Source organism: Actinoplanes sp. DH11 (genome assembly GCF_020873875.1).
Classification (GTDB): domain Bacteria; phylum Actinomycetota; class Actinomycetes; order Mycobacteriales; family Micromonosporaceae; genus Actinoplanes.
Genome location: NZ_JAHWGU010000027.1, coordinates 1 through 16,123 on the forward strand (window position 1 = coordinate 1; position 16,123 = coordinate 16,123).

The window sequence follows — 16,123 nt, forward strand, 5'->3', positions numbered from 1 at the left end:
CCCTCCATCCGCACGCCGCCGCGCATGTCGCCCCAACCCGCACGCCCCACCCGCACGCCGCCGGCCCCGGTGACGCCGAGCACCCCGACCAGTCGAGATGTTGATCTGCTGGCGTAGCGAAATTGCTGTGATCATGGGGCTATAACCGCGATTTCGCTACGCCAGCAGATCAACAACGCCGCGCGGACCCAGCGCAGCGGGCCACTGGCCGTAGGCAGCCGCGGGCAAGGCACCTCGCCGCCACGCACCCGCATGTCTTATCGGCACAAACGGGAGGAAGCCCCCACAAGCTGCTTGGCGTAGCAACAGAACACCACGCACGCACGCCGCGACGCGCTCTCACACGCACCCCTCGCTCGGCCGCCCGCGCCGCCACCGCTCGGACGCGCGCCGCCACCGCTCAGGCCGCAAGCCGCCGCCCAGGCCGCACACCACTGCCACCGCTCAGGCCGCAAGCCGCCGCCACTCAGTCCGCACACCACTGCCACCGCTCAGGCCGCAAGCCGCCGCCACTCAGTCCGCACGCCACCGCCACCGCTGCGGCCGCGCACCACCACGACCCGGCCGCACACCAGCACCACCCGGCCGCACACCACCACCCGGCCGCGCACCACCACCATTGCCCGGCCGCACACCACCACCGCCGCCCCGACCACCACCGCCCGCATCGACGGCAACAAACCTGCAACTAATTCGGCACTGTTGTTTCTTGCGGGTTAATCGACGCGTCTCTATCGTCGCAGGAAAGCGCTTTCCTGCATCTAATCCCCATCATCACAAGCATCCCGCGCGCCCTAGCGCATAGATGCTTGTCGATCTAGGACGAGCGAGGAACGAATGAGACGAGCAATCGCCGTAAGCACCGGGGCGGGCCTGGCGGCCGCCATCGCCTTGGCGCTCCCCCTGCACCAGGCGAACGCGGCCGTCGGCAGCGCCACCGGGTTCGCGGCCGCCAACGGCGGCACCACCGGCGGCGCGGGCGGCACGACGGTCCGGGCCACCACCGGCACCGCGATCCACACCGCCCTCTGCACCCGGGCGAGCAGCAGCACCCCGATCACCATCCAGGTGGAGGGGACGATCAACCATGGGAACACCGCGAAGGTGTCCGGGAACAGCTGCAACACCGCGGCCGGCGTGATCGAGCTCAAGCAGATCAGCAACGTCACGATCATCGGTGTGGGCAGCGGGGCGGTCTTCGACCAGCTCGGCATCCACATCCGGGACTCCAGCAACATCATCATCCAGAACGTGACGGTGCGGAACGTCAAGAAGTCGGGCTCGCCGACCTCCAACGGCGGCGATGCCATCGGCATGGAGAGCACTGTGCGCAACGTCTGGGTTGACCACGTCACCCTGGAGGCCTCGGGTGGCGAGTCCGAAGGTTACGACGGGCTGTTCGACATGAAGAACGACGTCGAGTACGTGACCCTGTCCTACAGCATCCTGCGCAACTCGGGGCGTGGCGGCCTGATCGGCTCCAGCGAGACCGACACCGGCAGCGGCAACATCACGTTCCACCACAACAAGTACCAGAACATCGATTCCCGTACGCCGTTGCTGCGCGGCGGGGTCGCCCACATCTACAACAACCACTACCTGAACCTGGTGGAGTCGGGTATCAACTCGCGCGCCGGCGCCCGGGCGAAGGTGGACAACAACTACTTCGAGGACTCCAAGGACGTCCTCGGCACGTTCTACACCGATCAGGCCGGCACCTGGCAGGTCAGCGGCAACATCTTCGACAACGTGACCTGGTCGGCGCCGGGCGAGGACAACAACCCGGCCGGGCCGAACGTCACGTCCAACACGAGCGTGTCGGTGCCGTACTCGTACAGCCTGGACAACGCCTCCTGCGTCCCGTCGATCGTGGCACAGACCGCCGGCGCGAACACCGGCATCCGCACGTCGAACGGCAGCTGCTCGACAAGCAACCCGCCGTCCTCACCGCCGCCCTCCTCGCCGGCACCCTCGTCACCGGCACCCTCATCGCCCGCGCCCTCGTCACCGGCGCCCAGCCAGCCCAGTGGCACGAACCTGAGCATCGGCGCCGGAGCTGACGGCTCCAGCAAGGCGAGCGGCACCAGTTACGGCAATGTCCGCGACGGCAACCTCACCACCTACTGGTCGCCGAACGGCACCACCGGCGACATCTCGATCAAGTGGGGCTCGGCCACCACGGTCTCCCGGATCAACATCCGCCCGGCGACCGGTGGCGGCACGATCGGCGCCTATCAGGTGCTGAACGGCAGCAACGGCGCGGTCCTGGCCAGCGGCAGCGGAACCGGCGTGATCAGCTTCCCGGCCACGTCCACCACCAAGATCACCTTTAAGATCACCAGCGCCTCGGGTACGCCTCGCGTGGCCGAGTTCGAAACCTACGCCTCCTGACCCGAGGTCCGTCCCCGCTCGCCGCAGCCACCCGGCTGCGGCGAGCAGGCCGGCTGTCGACCACAGCACTCATGACGAAATTTCCGAAATTCCGGTAATGCGGCTGCAACATGGGTACCCGTCGGAGGCTCACAACCCTTCGCACGGACAAGGAGCTCGCAGTCGTGCACGTCTGGAAAACCCTCGCCGCCTCCTGCCTGGCGGTGGCACTCACCCCGGCCGCCGCGGCCGTCGCGCGGACACCGGCCGACGTACCGGATTTCGCCGCCCTGCATCTCAACGGCACCGCCAAGGTCGCGACGGTTCACCCGTCCGGCAACCGCGTCCTGCGCCTGACCGGCGGTGGTTTCCGGCAGGCCGGATCCGCGTGGGCAGCCGATCCGATCGATGTCACGCGGTCCTTCCACACGACGTTCGAGGCACACCTGCATCACGGCGCCTCCGGGGCCGACGGCATCGCGTTCGTCCTGCAGACAGCCGGCCCGCGGGCGCTGGGCGGCTGGGGCGGCGGCCTGGGGTACCGGGGCCTGCACGGCAGCCTCGCGGTCGAGTTCGACGATCACCGCAACGAGCGCGACCCGGACGCCGATCACGTGGCGCTGGTCCTGAACGGCAACCCGGACTACCACGCCGCGCAGGCGCCGGCGGGCACGCCGTTGTTCGGCCGGCCGTTCGAGGCGCACGTGGCCTACGACGCCGCCGCCGGCCGGTTGACGGTCCACCTCGGCCATCGGCAGCTGCTCGACCAGCGGGTGAACCTGGCGGAGCACCTGGGCAGCGACACCGCCTGGGCGGGTTTCACCGGCGCCACCGGCGAACGGATCTCGAAGCAGGACATCCGCTACTGGACCCTGACTTCGCAGGACACGACAGCCGCTCCCGAAGGCTGACCCGCGGACCGGACGGATCCCGCCCCGGCACCGCGCCGGGGCGGGCCACCGCCAGCTCACCGGCTGAAAAACAGGGCGACAACCGGCGGCGTCACCGGCCGAACAGCAGGGTGACGGCCAGCATCACCGGCAGGCAGCCCACCGTGGACAGGAAGATCGCGTCCCGGACCAGGACCTGGGCCGCCCCGGCGCGCTGCGCGTAGAGGTACAGGTTCTGCGCCGCCGGCAGCGCGGCCAGGATCGTGACGGTGTACGCGGCCTCACGGGACAACCCGAACGCCAGGGCCAGCAGGAACGCGACGACCGGCATGACGAGCAGCTTGCACGTCACGGCGGCGATCGTGGGCAGCCGCTCCGGGCCGGGCGCGAGCACGCGGCGGCCGGACAGTGACATGCCGAACGCGATCAGGACGACCGGCACGGCGGCCTGGGCGACGGTGCTGATCGGGTCCATCAGCGCGGCGGGTGGCCGTACGCCGCTGAGGTTGACAAACGCACCAAGCGTGACCGCCACGACCAGCGGGTTCGCCGCCGGGCCGAGCAGGACCGACCGCAGGGTGGGGCGCCCGGCCGTGGTCTCCAGCAGGACCAGCGCGAGCGGGGTGATCACCAGGAGCTGGAGGAACACGATGGGTACGACGAGCGAGGCGTCACCGAGCACGTAGGTGGCGACCGGGATCCCGATGTAGTTGGCGTTGGTATAGCCACCGCTGAGCGCGCCCAGGATGCGGGTGCCCCGGTCGCGCCGCAACAGCAGCAGGCCGACGATCGTGAAGCAGACGACCGCCGCCAGCGTGGAGACCAGCAGCGGGCCGCTGACCAGCAGGCCCAGGTCGGCCTCGGCGGTGCCTTCGAAGAGCAGGCAGGGCGCCAGCGCGGTGTACGCGACCCGGCCCAGCACCGCTTCGGCGTTCTCCGGCAGGCCCGCCCAGCGGCGCAGCGCCCACCCGATCGCCACGATCACGGCGAGCAGCAGGAACCCGGCGAGTGCGTCGATCACCAGGGCACGGTGTCACGGACGGCGTCAGGCCGCAGCGGCCGGGATCTCGGTCTCGTGTTCCCGCGCGTGCTGTTCGGCGAGCTGCCGGGTCAGCTTCTCGCCCTCGACGTCGACGTCCGGCAGCAGCCGGTCCAGCCAGCGCGGCAGCCACCACGCGGCCCGGCCGAACAGCGACAGCACCGCGGGCACGATCGTCATCCGGACCACGAACGCGTCGACCGCCACGCCGAACGCGAGCGCGAACCCGAGCGACTTGATGATCGTGTCGGTGGCCAGGATGAAGCCGGCGAACACGCTCATCATGATCAGCGCGGCGGCGGTGACCACCCGGGCGCCGTGCCGCATCCCGCTGATCACGGCTTCGTCCGGGCCGGCGCCGTGCACGAAGTCCTCCCGGGTCCGGGTGACCAGGAAGACCTCGTAGTCCATCGCCAGGCCGAACAGGATCCCGATCAGGAAGATCGGCATGATGCTGACGATCGGGCCGGTGGACTGCAGGCCGATCAGCCCGGCCAGGTGCCCGTTCTGGAAGACGGCGACAAGCGCGCCGAACGCGGCGGCCACCGACAGCAGGAACCCGGCGGTCGCCTTGAGCGGCACCAGCAGGCTCCGGAAAACCAGCATGAGCAGGATGAAGGCCAACCCCACGACGATCGAGAGGTACGGGATCAGCGCGCCCGTCAGCCTCTCCGAGACATCGATGTTCACCGCCGTCGTACCCGTCACCGACAGGGTCGCCCCGGCCAGGGTGTGCGCCCGGATGTCGTGCACCAGGTCCTTGGTGGCCTCGCTCGTCGCGCCACTGCCCGGGATCACGGTGAGCAGCGCGGTGTCCCCGGGGGCGTTCGTCGTGGCGTCGCTGACCAGCACCACGTCGTCCAGGCCGCGGATGATTTCCTCGGCCTGCACGGCGGACCGTGCCGCGGCACCGGTGGCGGCCTCCACCACGATGATCAGCGGGCCGTTGAAGCCGGCGCCGAACCCCTCGGCGAGCTGGTCGTACGCCTTGCGCTGGGTGGAGTCCTCGGCGGCGGTGCTGTCGTCCGGCAGGGCGAGGCGCAGGTCCAGTGCCGGTATCGCGATCGCGGCGAGCAACACCAGCGACCCGGTCAGGGCGAGCCAGCGGTGCCGGACCACGTTGCGGGCGTACCGTTCGCCGAACGGGACGTTCCCGTGGTGCTCGACCGCCCGCGGGTTGGCCCGGTGCTTGCGGGGCAGGATCTTCATCCCCGCGAAGCCGAGCACCGCCGGCACCAGGCTGAGCGTGACGACGACGGCGACGGCGACCGTGCCGGCGGCGGCCACGCCCATCGCGGTGAGGAACGGGATGCCGGTGACGCTCAGCGCCACCAGCGCGATGATCACGGTGAGTCCGGCGAAGACGACCGCGGACCCGGCCGTGCCGGCCGCCCGCCCGGCGGCCTCCTCGCCGTCGTGACCGACGGCGATCTCGTGCCGGTAGCGGGAGACCACGAACAGCGCGTAGTCGATGCCGACCGCGAGGCCGAGCATGGTGGCCAGCGCGGACGTCGAGCTGGAGAGGTCGAAGAAGCCGGTGGCGATCTGGATGCCGAGCATGCCGACACCCACCCCGACCAGCGCGGTCACCAGCGGCAGGCCGGCCGCGACGAGCGATCCGAACGTGATCACCAGGACCAGCGCGGCGACGGCGATGCCGATCGCCTCGGCGGCGTGGCTCTCCTGGACGGTCCGGGTAACCTCGCCGGAGAACTCGACACCGGTGCCGGGTGCGGCAGCGGACCGGCCGGCCGCCATCATCGCCTCCCGGTCGGCGATGCTCACGTCGGCCACCGGGACCGGGTAGTTCACCGTCACGTAGGCGGTCTGCTTGTCCGGCGCGAGAACCGGCTCGGTCACGTCCGCGACGCCGGGCGCCTTCCGCAGCGCCGCCACGGCACCGGCCAGGGCGTCACCGGACAGGTCCGGCCCGGTGAAGACGGCCCTCGCCGCGGCGTTGTCGGAGGCCGCGCCGAACTTCTCGGCCAGCACCTCACCGGCCCGGGACGACTCCGTGCCCGGGATCGAGAAGGCCCCGGTGGTGGGTCCGGACAGGGTCACCGCGCCGACCCCGAAGAGTGCGAGCAGCAGCACCCAGCCGGCGAGCGTCAGCCTGCGCCGGCGGAACGAGAACCTGCCCAGCCGATACAACAGGGTCGCCACAAACAACCCATCGGCAACCGGACCGCATCACTGAGTCGCTTGAGCCGGCCACGCCCGCGGCCCGGAACGTGGGCAGCAGCAGGCCGGCGGCCAGTGCCTGTTGAATGGGCGCATGACTCGATACGCCGTCCTGCTGCGCGGCATCAACGTCGGCCACAACCACCGCATCGCCATGGCAGATCTGCGGGCGGCGCTCACCGACGCGGGGTACGGCAACGTCGCCACCCTGCTGCAGAGCGGCAATGTGGTCCTCGACAGCGACCGGCCCGCCGCCGAGTTGCGACCGGAACTCGAGCGGCTGCTGGCCGACCGGTACGGCTTCGACGTCCCGGTGATGCTGCGCAGCCGCGACGACCTGGCCCGGATCGTCGCGCACAACCCGCTCGGCGGCATCGCGACCGACGGCTCCCGCTACTTCGTCTCGTTCGCCGAGGTGGCGACGCCGCTGGACGTCACGGTGGACTCCGCCGACCGGTACGTGACCGACGGCCTGGAGACCTACCTCTGGTGCCCGGACGGCATGCGCGACAGCCCGCTGATGAAGGCTCTGGGGCGCATCAAGAACCCGCCGCCGTCCACGATGCGCAACTGGAACACCGTGGTGAAGCTGCACGCGATGATGGACTGACGGGTCAGGTGCGGGCCTTCTTGATCCGGGACTTCAGGGCCCGCCGGGCCAGCGGACCCAGCTCGTCCACCACCTCCACCAGGACCGCCAGCTGGTCCAGGGCCTCCAGCGCCCGCTGCGCCCCCGCCGGGTCGACGCCCTCGTAGAGTTCGATCCCGACGAACGCCGCCGCCACCGCCCGCGCCAGGCCCGGGATGTCGGCCACCTCGGCGACCGGTGAACCTGTCAGCAGCCGGTTCAGCACGGCCTCGATCTCGTCGGTCCAGAGCTGGAACGCCGCGCCGGTCGGTTCGGCCAGGCGGTCGCCGCTCTGTGCCGCCGCGAGGAGCTGGGCGAGCACTGACACGTTGCCCTGGGCCAGCTCCTCGGTGTGCAGCTCGCGGCCGACCTGCAGCAGTTCGCGCAGGGAGGTGACGGCCGCGAACCGGCCGGCGAACGCGTCGACCCGCTGCCGGGTGGCCTGCCGGCAGGCCACGCCGAGCAGTTCGTCCACCGAACCGTAGTGGTAGAAGACCAGCGCCTGGTTGACCCCGGCGGCCGCGGCGATGGTCCGGGCCGAGGCGCCGGCGACGCCGTGTTCACGCATCGCGGCGAGCGCGCCGTCGACCAGTCGCTGCTTCGTGTCACTCATCGGCCGCCATTCTTCCCCACCGCCGGGTGCGGCGGCGCGATCAGGGCGTCGGTGACGAGCTGGGCGAAGCGGTCCAGGCCGGGGAGGAGCAGAACCCAGCCGGCGTACGCCCGGAGCAGCCCACCATGTTCCAGCGCGCGAGCCACGGCCGCGACGCCGGACGCGGTGTACCCGTCGGCCGCCTCGTACCGGGCCCGCCACAGCGTCGCGCCGGGGAACCGGGACGCCGGCTCGATCGTGAGCCACCGCGGCGAGCCGTCGAGCAGCCTGTCACGGACGCCGGCGCACGGCCCGCAGTCGTCGTCGAGCCAGAGGCGCGCCGCCGGGGTCATGGAGGCGGGACGGGTTCGTGGCCACCAGTCCCGGATCTCCCTCCGGTAGTCCTGCCAGTGGTGGCCGTACCGTCTCAAAAGGTCTTCCCGCTCGTGCGGCGCGGCCACCCCGGTGGCGAACGCCGCCGCGCTCAGCGCCCCCGCCGCCAGCGTCGCGCTGCGCGTCACCGCCGCCAGCAACAGCAGCAGGAGTACGGCGCTGACCTGCATCGGGTTGGCGAGGTAGGCGTAGACGCCGCTGGTGACCAGCCGCCGCGGCGGATCCCAGGGGAACGGCGTCCCGGCACCGCGCACGGCGAACTCACGGACCGCGGCGAGCGCCGGCACCGACAGCAGCAGCACCGCCTGCCCGAGCAGCAACCACCCGGTGCCGGACAGCGCCAGCACCGGCTCCCAGCCGCCGTCGCCGACGGTGAACGCCACGGTCGGGATGAGCCACAGCAGCAGCACCGCGAAGAGTCCGGCCTGGAGCAGCACCCGCGGGATGAGCCGGTCCGGACGGCCGGTCCAGCGACCGAGCAGCTGCGCGGGCAACGCCACCACGACCAGGCCGATCGCCTCACCGGCGAGCCAGTGCGGCCCGAGTTCGACGAGCGGGTGCAGCGCCGGCATCGCGAGCGCGTCCACCCAGAGGAGCAGACCGAGAACCACGGGCAACGGCAGGAAACGGCGCAGGAGTACGGGGACCGGCCCCCACAGGACCGCCCAGCCCAGCCAGAGGTCCACCGGGAATCCCCGGAAGGCGCCGTCGACCTCCGCATAGCTCCACCACCCGGCCGCGGTGGCCGTCTCGTGCAACGCCGCGAGGCCGGTAGCGGCGGCGATGAACGCGAGGAGCGCCCCGGCCCGGTCGCACCCCACCCGGTCCCGCTCCGCCCGGGCGGCCGCTCGTTCCCGCTCCACCCCGGCGGCCGCTCGTTCCCGCTCCACCCGGGCGGCCGCCAGCAGGGCAGCGACCGGGATCAGCAGGCAGAGGTAGCGGGCCGCGGTCATGGCAGGTTCAGCATGTCGAGGAAGTGTTCGGCGCCGGCGTGCATGAGCCGGTCCTGGAGCGGCCCGAAGTACCAGGAGGGGTCGAGCCCGCGCCGGTAGTCGATGCGCAACGTCAGCTCGGTCCCCCCGCCGTCGCCGGGTGCCCAACTCAGGGTGGCGTCGCGCAGACCGACCCAGCGGCCGGTGATCGAGCTGTCCGACAGCACCACAAAACTGATCGCTCGCGGTCCGGCCGCGCGCACCTCGGTGACGATCTCCCCGCCCGGTCCGTGCGAGCTGCCGTGGTACCCGAACATCCAGCGGTCCCCCGGCTCCAGCCCGGCGCCGTGCACGTGTTCCGGCGTCGGCACACCGAGCACCCGCAGCGCCAGCGGGCCGGCCGCCGCCGGTCGCGGGCCGGCGGCGAGCAGCGCGGGCAGTGCGGCCGGTTCGGTGCCGATCGCGCGGGTGACCTGTACGGACTGGTCGGGCTGCACCCGCCACTCCGGCTGCACGCCCTCCACACCCACCAGCAGCAGCGGCAGGGGCAGCAGCACCGGGAGCGTCCGCGAGTAACTGACCCGCCGGATGACGGCGGTGATCCCGTGCGCGACCGCATAGACCAGCGGCGCGGCGAGCACGACGCAGATCGCTCCCTCGTGCAACGCCACGGCCGCCAGCAACAGGCCGATGGTGGTGAGCCGGAACACCGAGCCGTGCGTGGTACGGCCGGGCGTCAGCGCCAGGGCGGCGGCCAGCGCGACCGGGAGCACGACGAACAACAGCGCGCTGTTCACCCGCCCCGACGCCACGGTGGCCACGAAGCACACCAGGCCGAAAGCGACGATGAGTCCGGCCAGCACAAGGTTCGCCGTCCGGATCCGGCTCTGTTCCACCTTCGACCTCCCCCGTTTGAGCGCTCGCTTTGAGCGCTCGCTCAATCGGGGACGACGGTAGCCGCTTTTGAGCGATCGCTCAAGTCCGTGTTTCTCGGCGCTTCCGGCCGCTGGGACGACGTCGGACGGGCTGGTCTGTGACTGAACGATCGGTAGCATGCAGGCCGGTAACGTGAAACGTGAAAGGCACGGCATGACTGATCCGGAGAAGTCCCCCGACGCCGCAGAGGCCCCGGCGTCGGAGGCGGAAGCGGACCAGGACCCGCCGTCGCCACCCACCACCCCGGATCCCGCACCCTCGCCGTCGCCGTCGCCGTCGCCCGAGCCGTCGCCCGAGCCGTCGCCGTCGCCCGAGCCGGAGTCCTCGCCGAGACCGTTGCCCGAGCCGGACCCGGAACCGGCGCCCTCGCCGGGGTTCGCGCTTGAGCCGGGGCCCGTCGTCTTCACTTCCGGTGTCGCCCCCGCGGCCGACCCCGAACCCACCCCCACCACACTCGGGAACCTGCGCAACACCGAGCCGGTCGACCCGTGGGCCGGCCACGAGACGGTGTTCCCGACGCCGGTGCACGGCCATTACGCGTACTCTCCGGAAACACCTGCCCCGCCGCCCCGCCGTCGCCGCCGCACCTGGCTGCTGGGGCTGCTCGCCGCGGGGGTGACCGGGGTGCTCGCGGTGACCACGGCGGCCGTCGTCTACTACTGGCCGCAATACCCGGCGCTCGACTTCCAGCGGCTCACCGAGACCGCACGGTTCGGCCCGGCGGTGCCGGTGAGCTCGGCGTTCGCCGATACCACGGTGGTCGGTGAGCGGTTCTACTTCGCCAGTTCCGACGCCGCCGGCACGATCGGTGTGACGGCCGTCGACGGCACCGCCGAACAGCCGGCCTGGAACAGCACGGCGGCCGGCACCGCGGCACGCTGGGACAACATGTCAGGCCTGCCCTACGGGCTGGTGATCACCGGCCGCACGGAGTCCGCCGACCGGCCGATCCGGGTCGCGGTGCTCGGCGCGGACCGGGGCGACCTGCTCTGGGACCTCGAACTCGGCGGCCGCGACCAGACCATCTTCGGCAAATCCGTGGCGATCCACGTGGACCGGGCCGGGCACCGGCTGATCGGGCTGGACGCCACCACCGGCACCGAACGGTGGCGGCTGGCGGACGTGTCGGAGACCGGCACCCGTACCCTTGCCGTCACCGCCCCCGGCGACCTCTCCGGACCGGCGAGTGCCCGCGGCCGCCCGTTCACGCCGGCACTCAGCGACGCCCGGCTCGTCCAGATCAACGCCGACCACTCGGTCCGCGTCGTCGACATGAACAGCGGCACCGTCGGCAAGTCCTGGCAGACCGGCGCCGCCGTCGACGACGAGGTGTTCGCGCACAACGGCCGGCTCGTGGTCCGGGAGTCGGGAAGCGTCGAGCGGGTCGTCGCGTACGACCTGACCACCGGCGCACCGACCCTGCTGCACACCGCCGAGCAGGGCGCGCGGCTGACCAGGCTGACGGCGTGCGGCAACGACTCGGTCTGTTTCACGAAGGGCCGGCCCGGCGCCCGGGAACAGACCGTACTGCGGCTCTCGCTGACCGGCGACACCGAGAACTGGGAGTCCGGCCCGCTCACCGACGTGGTGCGCCTCGTCCCGGTCGGCGACTCGGTGGTGGTGCAAGGCCCGGACGCGACAACCCTGCTGGACGCCGCCGGCACCACCGCGTGGACCCATCCCGGCACGGTGGCGCGCCTGGACTCCGGCAACATGCTCCGCTTCGGTCACGTCTTCACCGGCGCCCCGATCGACGAGTCCCTCTCCGGCCAGCACGTCGGCGATCAGCCGGTCGAGCTGGGGGCGATCTACGACGTACGCACCGAGACCTGCGCCTGGACCACAACGTTGCTGGGTTGCGTGACAGCGGACAGTTACGCAACATACCGCTTCGCCGACTAACCCAACCGCCCCAGCGTCACGCCCGCCGCGCCGCGGCTCCCCACGCGCCCACCAGCACCAGCCGCCCCCGGTCCAGCTGTCACCCACGGCTGCCAGAAAACCCCCCGCCCAACCACCAGCAACGCCACCCCATCCGGCTGTCACCCAGGGCTGCCAGAGAGCGCTCCCACACAACCACCAGTGACAGCCGACCGGCCCCGGCTGTCACTGGTGGCTGTCGGAGAGCGCTCCCACACAACCACCAGTGACAGCCGACCGGCCCTGGCTGTCACCCACGGCGCCACAGACCGCCCCCACGACCCACCGGTGACAGCAACCCATCCGGCTGTCACCCAGGGCTGTTGGAGAGCGCTCCCCACGACCACCAGTGACAGCTAGCCTCATCCGGCTGTCACTGGTGGCTGCCGGGGAGCGCTCCCGCACAACCATCAGCGACAGCCGGCCGACTCGGGCTCGCGCTTGCGGTCGCCGGAAAGGGCTTACCGCGACCACGCGCCGGGGGCGTCGCTGACGCGTCGGTCTGGCCGTCGGACGGGCCGCGAGCCGGCGCGCCGAGCGGTTGAACCCGGATGGAACGCGCTGGGATCGTAAGCACGATGCACTGAGCGAGCCGCCTAGTGATCGATCGCGGTCAACGCTGCGGCCTCCTGCGGACCTGCCGCCCCGGATGCGCCAGCTCGGACGGACTGACTCAGCCCCGCGGCTCGGACGTGCCGGCTCGGACGCGTCGGCTCGGAGGGGCTGGCTCGGACGTGTCGGCTCGGACGTGTGGCTTTGCTGGCTCAGCTCTGGTGGTCGGTCGGGGCCGGGCCGCCGAGGATGGTGGCGGCGATGGTCCGGGCGTGGTCGGTCCACGGCTCGGGGCGCATGGTGGCCGGGTTCAGGCGCACGTTGACGCGGCGGCCCTCGGCGTGGACGGTGGCGCCGTCGGTGGAGGTGACCCGGAACCGGTACTCCGCGCTTGTCGTTCCCAGCTTCGCCAGCCAGAAGTGCACGATGATGTCGCCGGTGCCGAGGACCGGGCGGTGGAAGGTGATGCCGTACTCCCGGACCACGTTGAAAGCGTCGGGCGTGGTGGGCCGGCCGCCGGAGAAGGAGACGCCGCGCTCGGCCCACCAGAGGGAGACGGCGCGTTCGACGAGGACCGCGTACCGGGAGTTGTGCAGCATGCCCATGGCGTCCAGGTCGTCGAAGTGGACCGGGATGTGCACGACATCTCCGTGGGTGAGTGCGGTGGTCATGTCAGCTCCGTGGGCGAGAAGGGCGAGGAAGGCGAGAAGGGCGAGGAGGGCGAGAACGGCAAGGAGGGCGAGAAGGGCAAGGAGGGCGAGGAGGGCGGAACGGGCGGAAAGGGGTGGATCGCGATCGAGCGCAGATGGTCCAGGTGGGCCTGGCGGGCCTGCCGGAAGGTGGGTTCGGTGCCGAGCACGGGTGCCTGCATCACGGCGCACACGCCCAGCGACTCGGTGTGGTAGGCCAGGCCGGCGGCGGTGACGTCGGCGCGTACCTCGCCGAGCGCTATCGCCTCGGCCGCGGTTCTGGTCAGGAACGCCATCCAGTCGCGCAGTTCGGCGGCGAGGCGGTCGCGGACGGTGCCGGGGCGGGCGTTGAACTCGAAGTGGGCGTTCGCGAAGAAGCAGCCGCCGGGCAGCACGCCGGATTCGTAGAACGCGAGCCGGCTGTCGTGCACGGCCCACAGCCGCCGCAGGCCGGCCGGTGCGTCGCGGGCGGGCCGGACGACCAGCTCCGTCCACTGCGCCCGGGCGTGGTCGATCACGGCGAGCTGAAGGGCTTCCTTGGAGCGCCAGTGCGCGAACAGGCCGGACTTGCTGACCCGGAGGGCGTCGGCGACCTGACTCAGGGTCAGGCCGTCGAGCCCGGAGACGGTGGCGAGCAGCAGCGCCTGGTCGAGCACCGCGGCGCGGGTCCGTTCACCGCGGATGAGCCGGCCGTCCTGGGTCATGCCCCGACCCTACAAAGCGACAGGTCTACAAGGCGACCGACCGTTCGTAAATATAACCGTCGCCACAGAACAGCTTGCTGATCACCGCGAACTGGCGCTTGGTGACGTACGACGGGTTCGCGGCCTGAGGCTGCCGCAGCACCTCCAGATCGGCGAGCTCCGCGTGGGCGCGCAGCTCCTCGCGCGAGATCCACTCTTCCGGCGGCGCGATCGTCAGGTCCAGGGGCACCTCCCAGCCGCCCCCGTCGGCCTGCTGCCGGGCCGGTCCGCGGAGCCGGCCCAGGCCCCAGATCCCGTACGCGATGTCGCGGCTCCTGCTACCACTCCCCCAGAACAGCACCGGCTGCCCGGCCGCCATCAACTCCAGCCGGTAGCTGCGCTGCACGCACCACTGTTCGACGCCCGGCTGCTCGGCGAAGCGCTCCCGCAGGCCGCCGTGGTCGGCGTTGCCCTTGAGCAGCCACGCGCCCAGGTCGTCCGGGGTGACCCGGCGCTTGTCAGACGTCATCCGCGGCGCGTTCGGGCCGGTTGCCGCCGGTGGCGTTGATGCCGGCGTTGCTGCTGCCGTGCGCCGGCGTCGTGGCGGCCGGCTCCTCGTCCACCGGGAACTCACCCGTCTCCGGCGCCCCGGTGACGTGCTGCTCGGTGCTGCTGCCCTCGACCCGGCTGCCGTCGCGGTCGCGGGCCTCTCCATGGCTGGCCATCGTGGCTCCTCTCGACACGAAGTCCCATACCCCGGCCGACGCGGAGGAACCGGCCCGCGCGAAAGAACCAGCAGACGGCCCGGAACAGCACCGGAGGGCCGGCGCAACCGCGCCGGCCCTCCGGTAGTGCCTGCTCGGGCGATCAGCTGCCGTGGCAGATGTTGGTCATCTCGTCACGGGGTACGACCTTGACGCGCTTGCGGCCGTGCGGCTCACCCAGGGTGATCTCGTGGGCGTCCAGCTTCTGCCAGCCCGCCCAGTCGGTGACCTTCAGGCCGCGCGCCCGCAGGTACTCCAGGACGGCCTCGGCGTCCGGCTCGGCCGGGGAGGGAAGCTTGTCGGCGTCGGCCATCAGGCTCTGGATCGTCTCGTTGGCGTCACCCTTGGTGTGGCCGATCAGGCCGACCGGGCCGCGCTTGATCCAGCCGGTGACGTACATGCCGGGCATGTGCTCGCCGTCGAGGTCGAGGATCCGGCCGGCGTCGTGCGGGATGGTGCCGGTCTTGGTGTCGAACGGCAGGTCGGGCAGCGCCGTGCTGAGGTAGCCGACGGCCCGGTAGACGGCCTGGACCGGCCAGTCGGTGAACTCGCCGGTGCCGCGCACCCAGCCGTCGCCGGTCAGTTCCTGGGTCTCGGTGCGCAGGCCGACGACCTTGCCGTCCTCGCCGAGCACCTCGACGGGGGCCTGCAGGAAGTACAGGTGCAGGCGGCGGGGCCGGTCCCGCGGGTCACGGACGGCCCAGTTCTGCAGGATGTCGACGCACATCTTGACGTGCCGGGTCTGGCGCATCGCCTCGAGGCTGCCCTCGTCGAACTCGATGCCCTCGGGGTGGACGATCACCTCGACGTTCGGCGAGTGGTCGAGTTCGCGCAGCTCCTGCGGGGTGAACTTGACCTGGGCCGGGCCGCGGCGGGAGAAGACGTGCACGTCGGTGACGGGGCTGGCCTTCAGGCCCTGGTAGACGTTGTCCGGGATCTCGGTGACCAGCAGCTCGTCGGCGGTCTTGGCGAGGATCCGGGCCACGTCGACGGCGACGTTTCCGGCGCCGATGACGGCGACCTCCTTGGCCTCCAGCGGCCACTCGCGCGGCACGTCGGGGTGGCCGTTGTACCAGGACGCGAAGTCGGCGGCGCCGTAGCTGCCCTGCAGGTCGATGCCGGGGATGTCGAGCGAGCGGTCCTTCTCGGCGCCGGTCGCGATGACCGTGGCGTCGTAGAAGCGGCTGAGCTCCTCGGGCTTGACGTCGGTGCCGTACGCGACGTTGCCGAGGAAGCGGATCCGCGGGTTGTTCAGGATGCGCGTGAGCGCGTTGACGATCTCCTTGATCCGCGGGTGGTCAGGCGCAACGCCGTACCGGATCAGGCCGTACGGGGTGGGCAGCTTGTCGAAGAGGTCGACGGTGACCGTTTCCGAGGACTTGATCAGGTGGTCGGCGGCGTAGATGCCGGCCGGGCCGGCACCGATGACAGCAACCCGCAGGGGGCGATCCATGAATATCCCTCACTCGCGCTTTGAGTCCGGCCTCGCCGAATGATCGACAGGAAACCGCAAAGACTCTAAAACTTGAACCTAGGTTGAGATCAAGTCGATCT

At 71.3% G+C, this 16,123-nt stretch carries 14 protein-coding genes and 1 pseudogene; 4 read left to right on the forward strand and 11 right to left on the reverse strand.

Features of this window, described 5'->3' with window-relative positions; genetic code table 11:
• Positions 1 to 491: 491 nt before the first annotated feature.
• Positions 492 to 668, reverse strand: coding sequence for a hypothetical protein (locus tag LPA41_RS31145; RefSeq protein ID WP_229074612.1), 177 nt, complete (start codon positions 666 to 668; stop codon positions 492 to 494).
• 169 nt (positions 669 to 837) lie between these two features.
• Between LPA41_RS31145 and LPA41_RS31150 the strand changes: the two genes are divergently transcribed.
• A complete protein-coding gene (locus tag LPA41_RS31150; RefSeq protein WP_229074613.1) occupies positions 838 to 2,391 on the forward strand; it encodes a polysaccharide lyase family 1 protein in 1,554 nt (517 codons plus the stop codon).
• A 164-nt stretch (positions 2,392 to 2,555) separates the two neighbouring features.
• A complete protein-coding gene (locus LPA41_RS31155) occupies positions 2,556 to 3,281 on the forward strand; it encodes an L-type lectin-domain containing protein (RefSeq protein ID WP_229074614.1) in 726 nt (241 codons plus the stop codon).
• 91 nt (positions 3,282 to 3,372) lie between these two features.
• Here the strand turns inward: LPA41_RS31155 and LPA41_RS31160 are convergent, their stop codons facing one another.
• On the reverse strand, positions 3,373 to 4,281 hold the full coding sequence (locus tag LPA41_RS31160) for an AEC family transporter (protein WP_229074615.1): 909 nt from the start codon (positions 4,279 to 4,281) through the stop codon (positions 3,373 to 3,375).
• A 24-nt stretch (positions 4,282 to 4,305) separates the two neighbouring features.
• Positions 4,306 to 6,462 (reverse strand): MMPL family transporter, encoded by a 2,157-nt coding sequence (locus LPA41_RS31165; RefSeq protein ID WP_229074616.1) that lies wholly within the window; start codon positions 6,460 to 6,462, stop codon positions 4,306 to 4,308.
• A 112-nt stretch (positions 6,463 to 6,574) separates the two neighbouring features.
• Between LPA41_RS31165 and LPA41_RS31170 the strand changes: the two genes are divergently transcribed.
• Positions 6,575 to 7,090 carry a DUF1697 domain-containing protein gene (locus LPA41_RS31170; RefSeq protein WP_229074617.1) on the forward strand — a complete coding sequence of 172 codons (516 nt, stop codon included), beginning with the start codon at positions 6,575 to 6,577 and terminating at the stop codon, positions 7,088 to 7,090.
• Between the two features lie 4 nt (positions 7,091 to 7,094).
• Here LPA41_RS31170 and LPA41_RS31175 read toward each other — a convergent pair whose 3' ends face one another.
• From LPA41_RS31175 to LPA41_RS31185, 3 genes and pseudogenes are all read right to left on the reverse strand, one after another.
• A complete protein-coding gene (locus LPA41_RS31175) occupies positions 7,095 to 7,676 on the reverse strand; it encodes a TetR family transcriptional regulator (RefSeq protein ID WP_306469722.1) in 582 nt (193 codons plus the stop codon).
• Positions 7,622 to 9,046: pseudogene (locus LPA41_RS42210) on the reverse strand (hypothetical protein); the annotation flags it as partial. The pseudogene LPA41_RS42210 and the gene LPA41_RS31175, both read right to left, overlap by 55 nt.
• Positions 9,043 to 9,921 carry a hypothetical protein gene (locus tag LPA41_RS31185; RefSeq protein ID WP_229074619.1) on the reverse strand — a complete coding sequence of 293 codons (879 nt, stop codon included), beginning with the start codon at positions 9,919 to 9,921 and terminating at the stop codon, positions 9,043 to 9,045. The gene LPA41_RS31185 and the pseudogene LPA41_RS42210, both read right to left, overlap by 4 nt.
• A 193-nt stretch (positions 9,922 to 10,114) precedes the next feature.
• On the opposite strand from LPA41_RS31185, the gene LPA41_RS31190 reads away from it, so the two are divergent.
• A complete protein-coding gene (locus LPA41_RS31190) occupies positions 10,115 to 11,863 on the forward strand; it encodes a PQQ-like beta-propeller repeat protein (RefSeq protein ID WP_229074620.1) in 1,749 nt (582 codons plus the stop codon).
• A gap of 782 nt (positions 11,864 to 12,645) precedes the next feature.
• On the opposite strand, the gene LPA41_RS31195 is transcribed toward LPA41_RS31190, so the two are convergent.
• The 5 genes from LPA41_RS31195 to LPA41_RS31215 all read right to left on the reverse strand — a co-directional run bounded on the left by LPA41_RS31195 (position 12,646) and on the right by LPA41_RS31215 (position 16,022).
• Positions 12,646 to 13,104, reverse strand: a complete 459-nt coding sequence (locus LPA41_RS31195) for a thioesterase family protein (RefSeq protein ID WP_229074621.1) — start codon at positions 13,102 to 13,104, stop codon at positions 12,646 to 12,648.
• Positions 13,101 to 13,826 (reverse strand): TetR/AcrR family transcriptional regulator, encoded by a 726-nt coding sequence (locus LPA41_RS31200; protein ID WP_229074622.1) that lies wholly within the window; start codon positions 13,824 to 13,826, stop codon positions 13,101 to 13,103. The genes LPA41_RS31195 and LPA41_RS31200 overlap by 4 nt, the downstream gene beginning before the upstream one ends.
• A 25-nt stretch (positions 13,827 to 13,851) precedes the next feature.
• Positions 13,852 to 14,334, reverse strand: a complete 483-nt coding sequence (locus LPA41_RS31205) for an EVE domain-containing protein (protein ID WP_229074623.1) — start codon at positions 14,332 to 14,334, stop codon at positions 13,852 to 13,854.
• Positions 14,324 to 14,530, reverse strand: a complete 207-nt coding sequence (locus LPA41_RS31210) for a hypothetical protein (protein WP_229074624.1) — start codon at positions 14,528 to 14,530, stop codon at positions 14,324 to 14,326. Before LPA41_RS31210 ends, LPA41_RS31205 begins: the two co-directional genes overlap by 11 nt.
• Before the next feature lie 142 nt (positions 14,531 to 14,672).
• Positions 14,673 to 16,022, reverse strand: a complete 1,350-nt coding sequence (locus LPA41_RS31215) for an FAD-dependent oxidoreductase (RefSeq protein WP_229074625.1) — start codon at positions 16,020 to 16,022, stop codon at positions 14,673 to 14,675.
• Positions 16,023 to 16,123 lie beyond the last annotated feature (101 nt).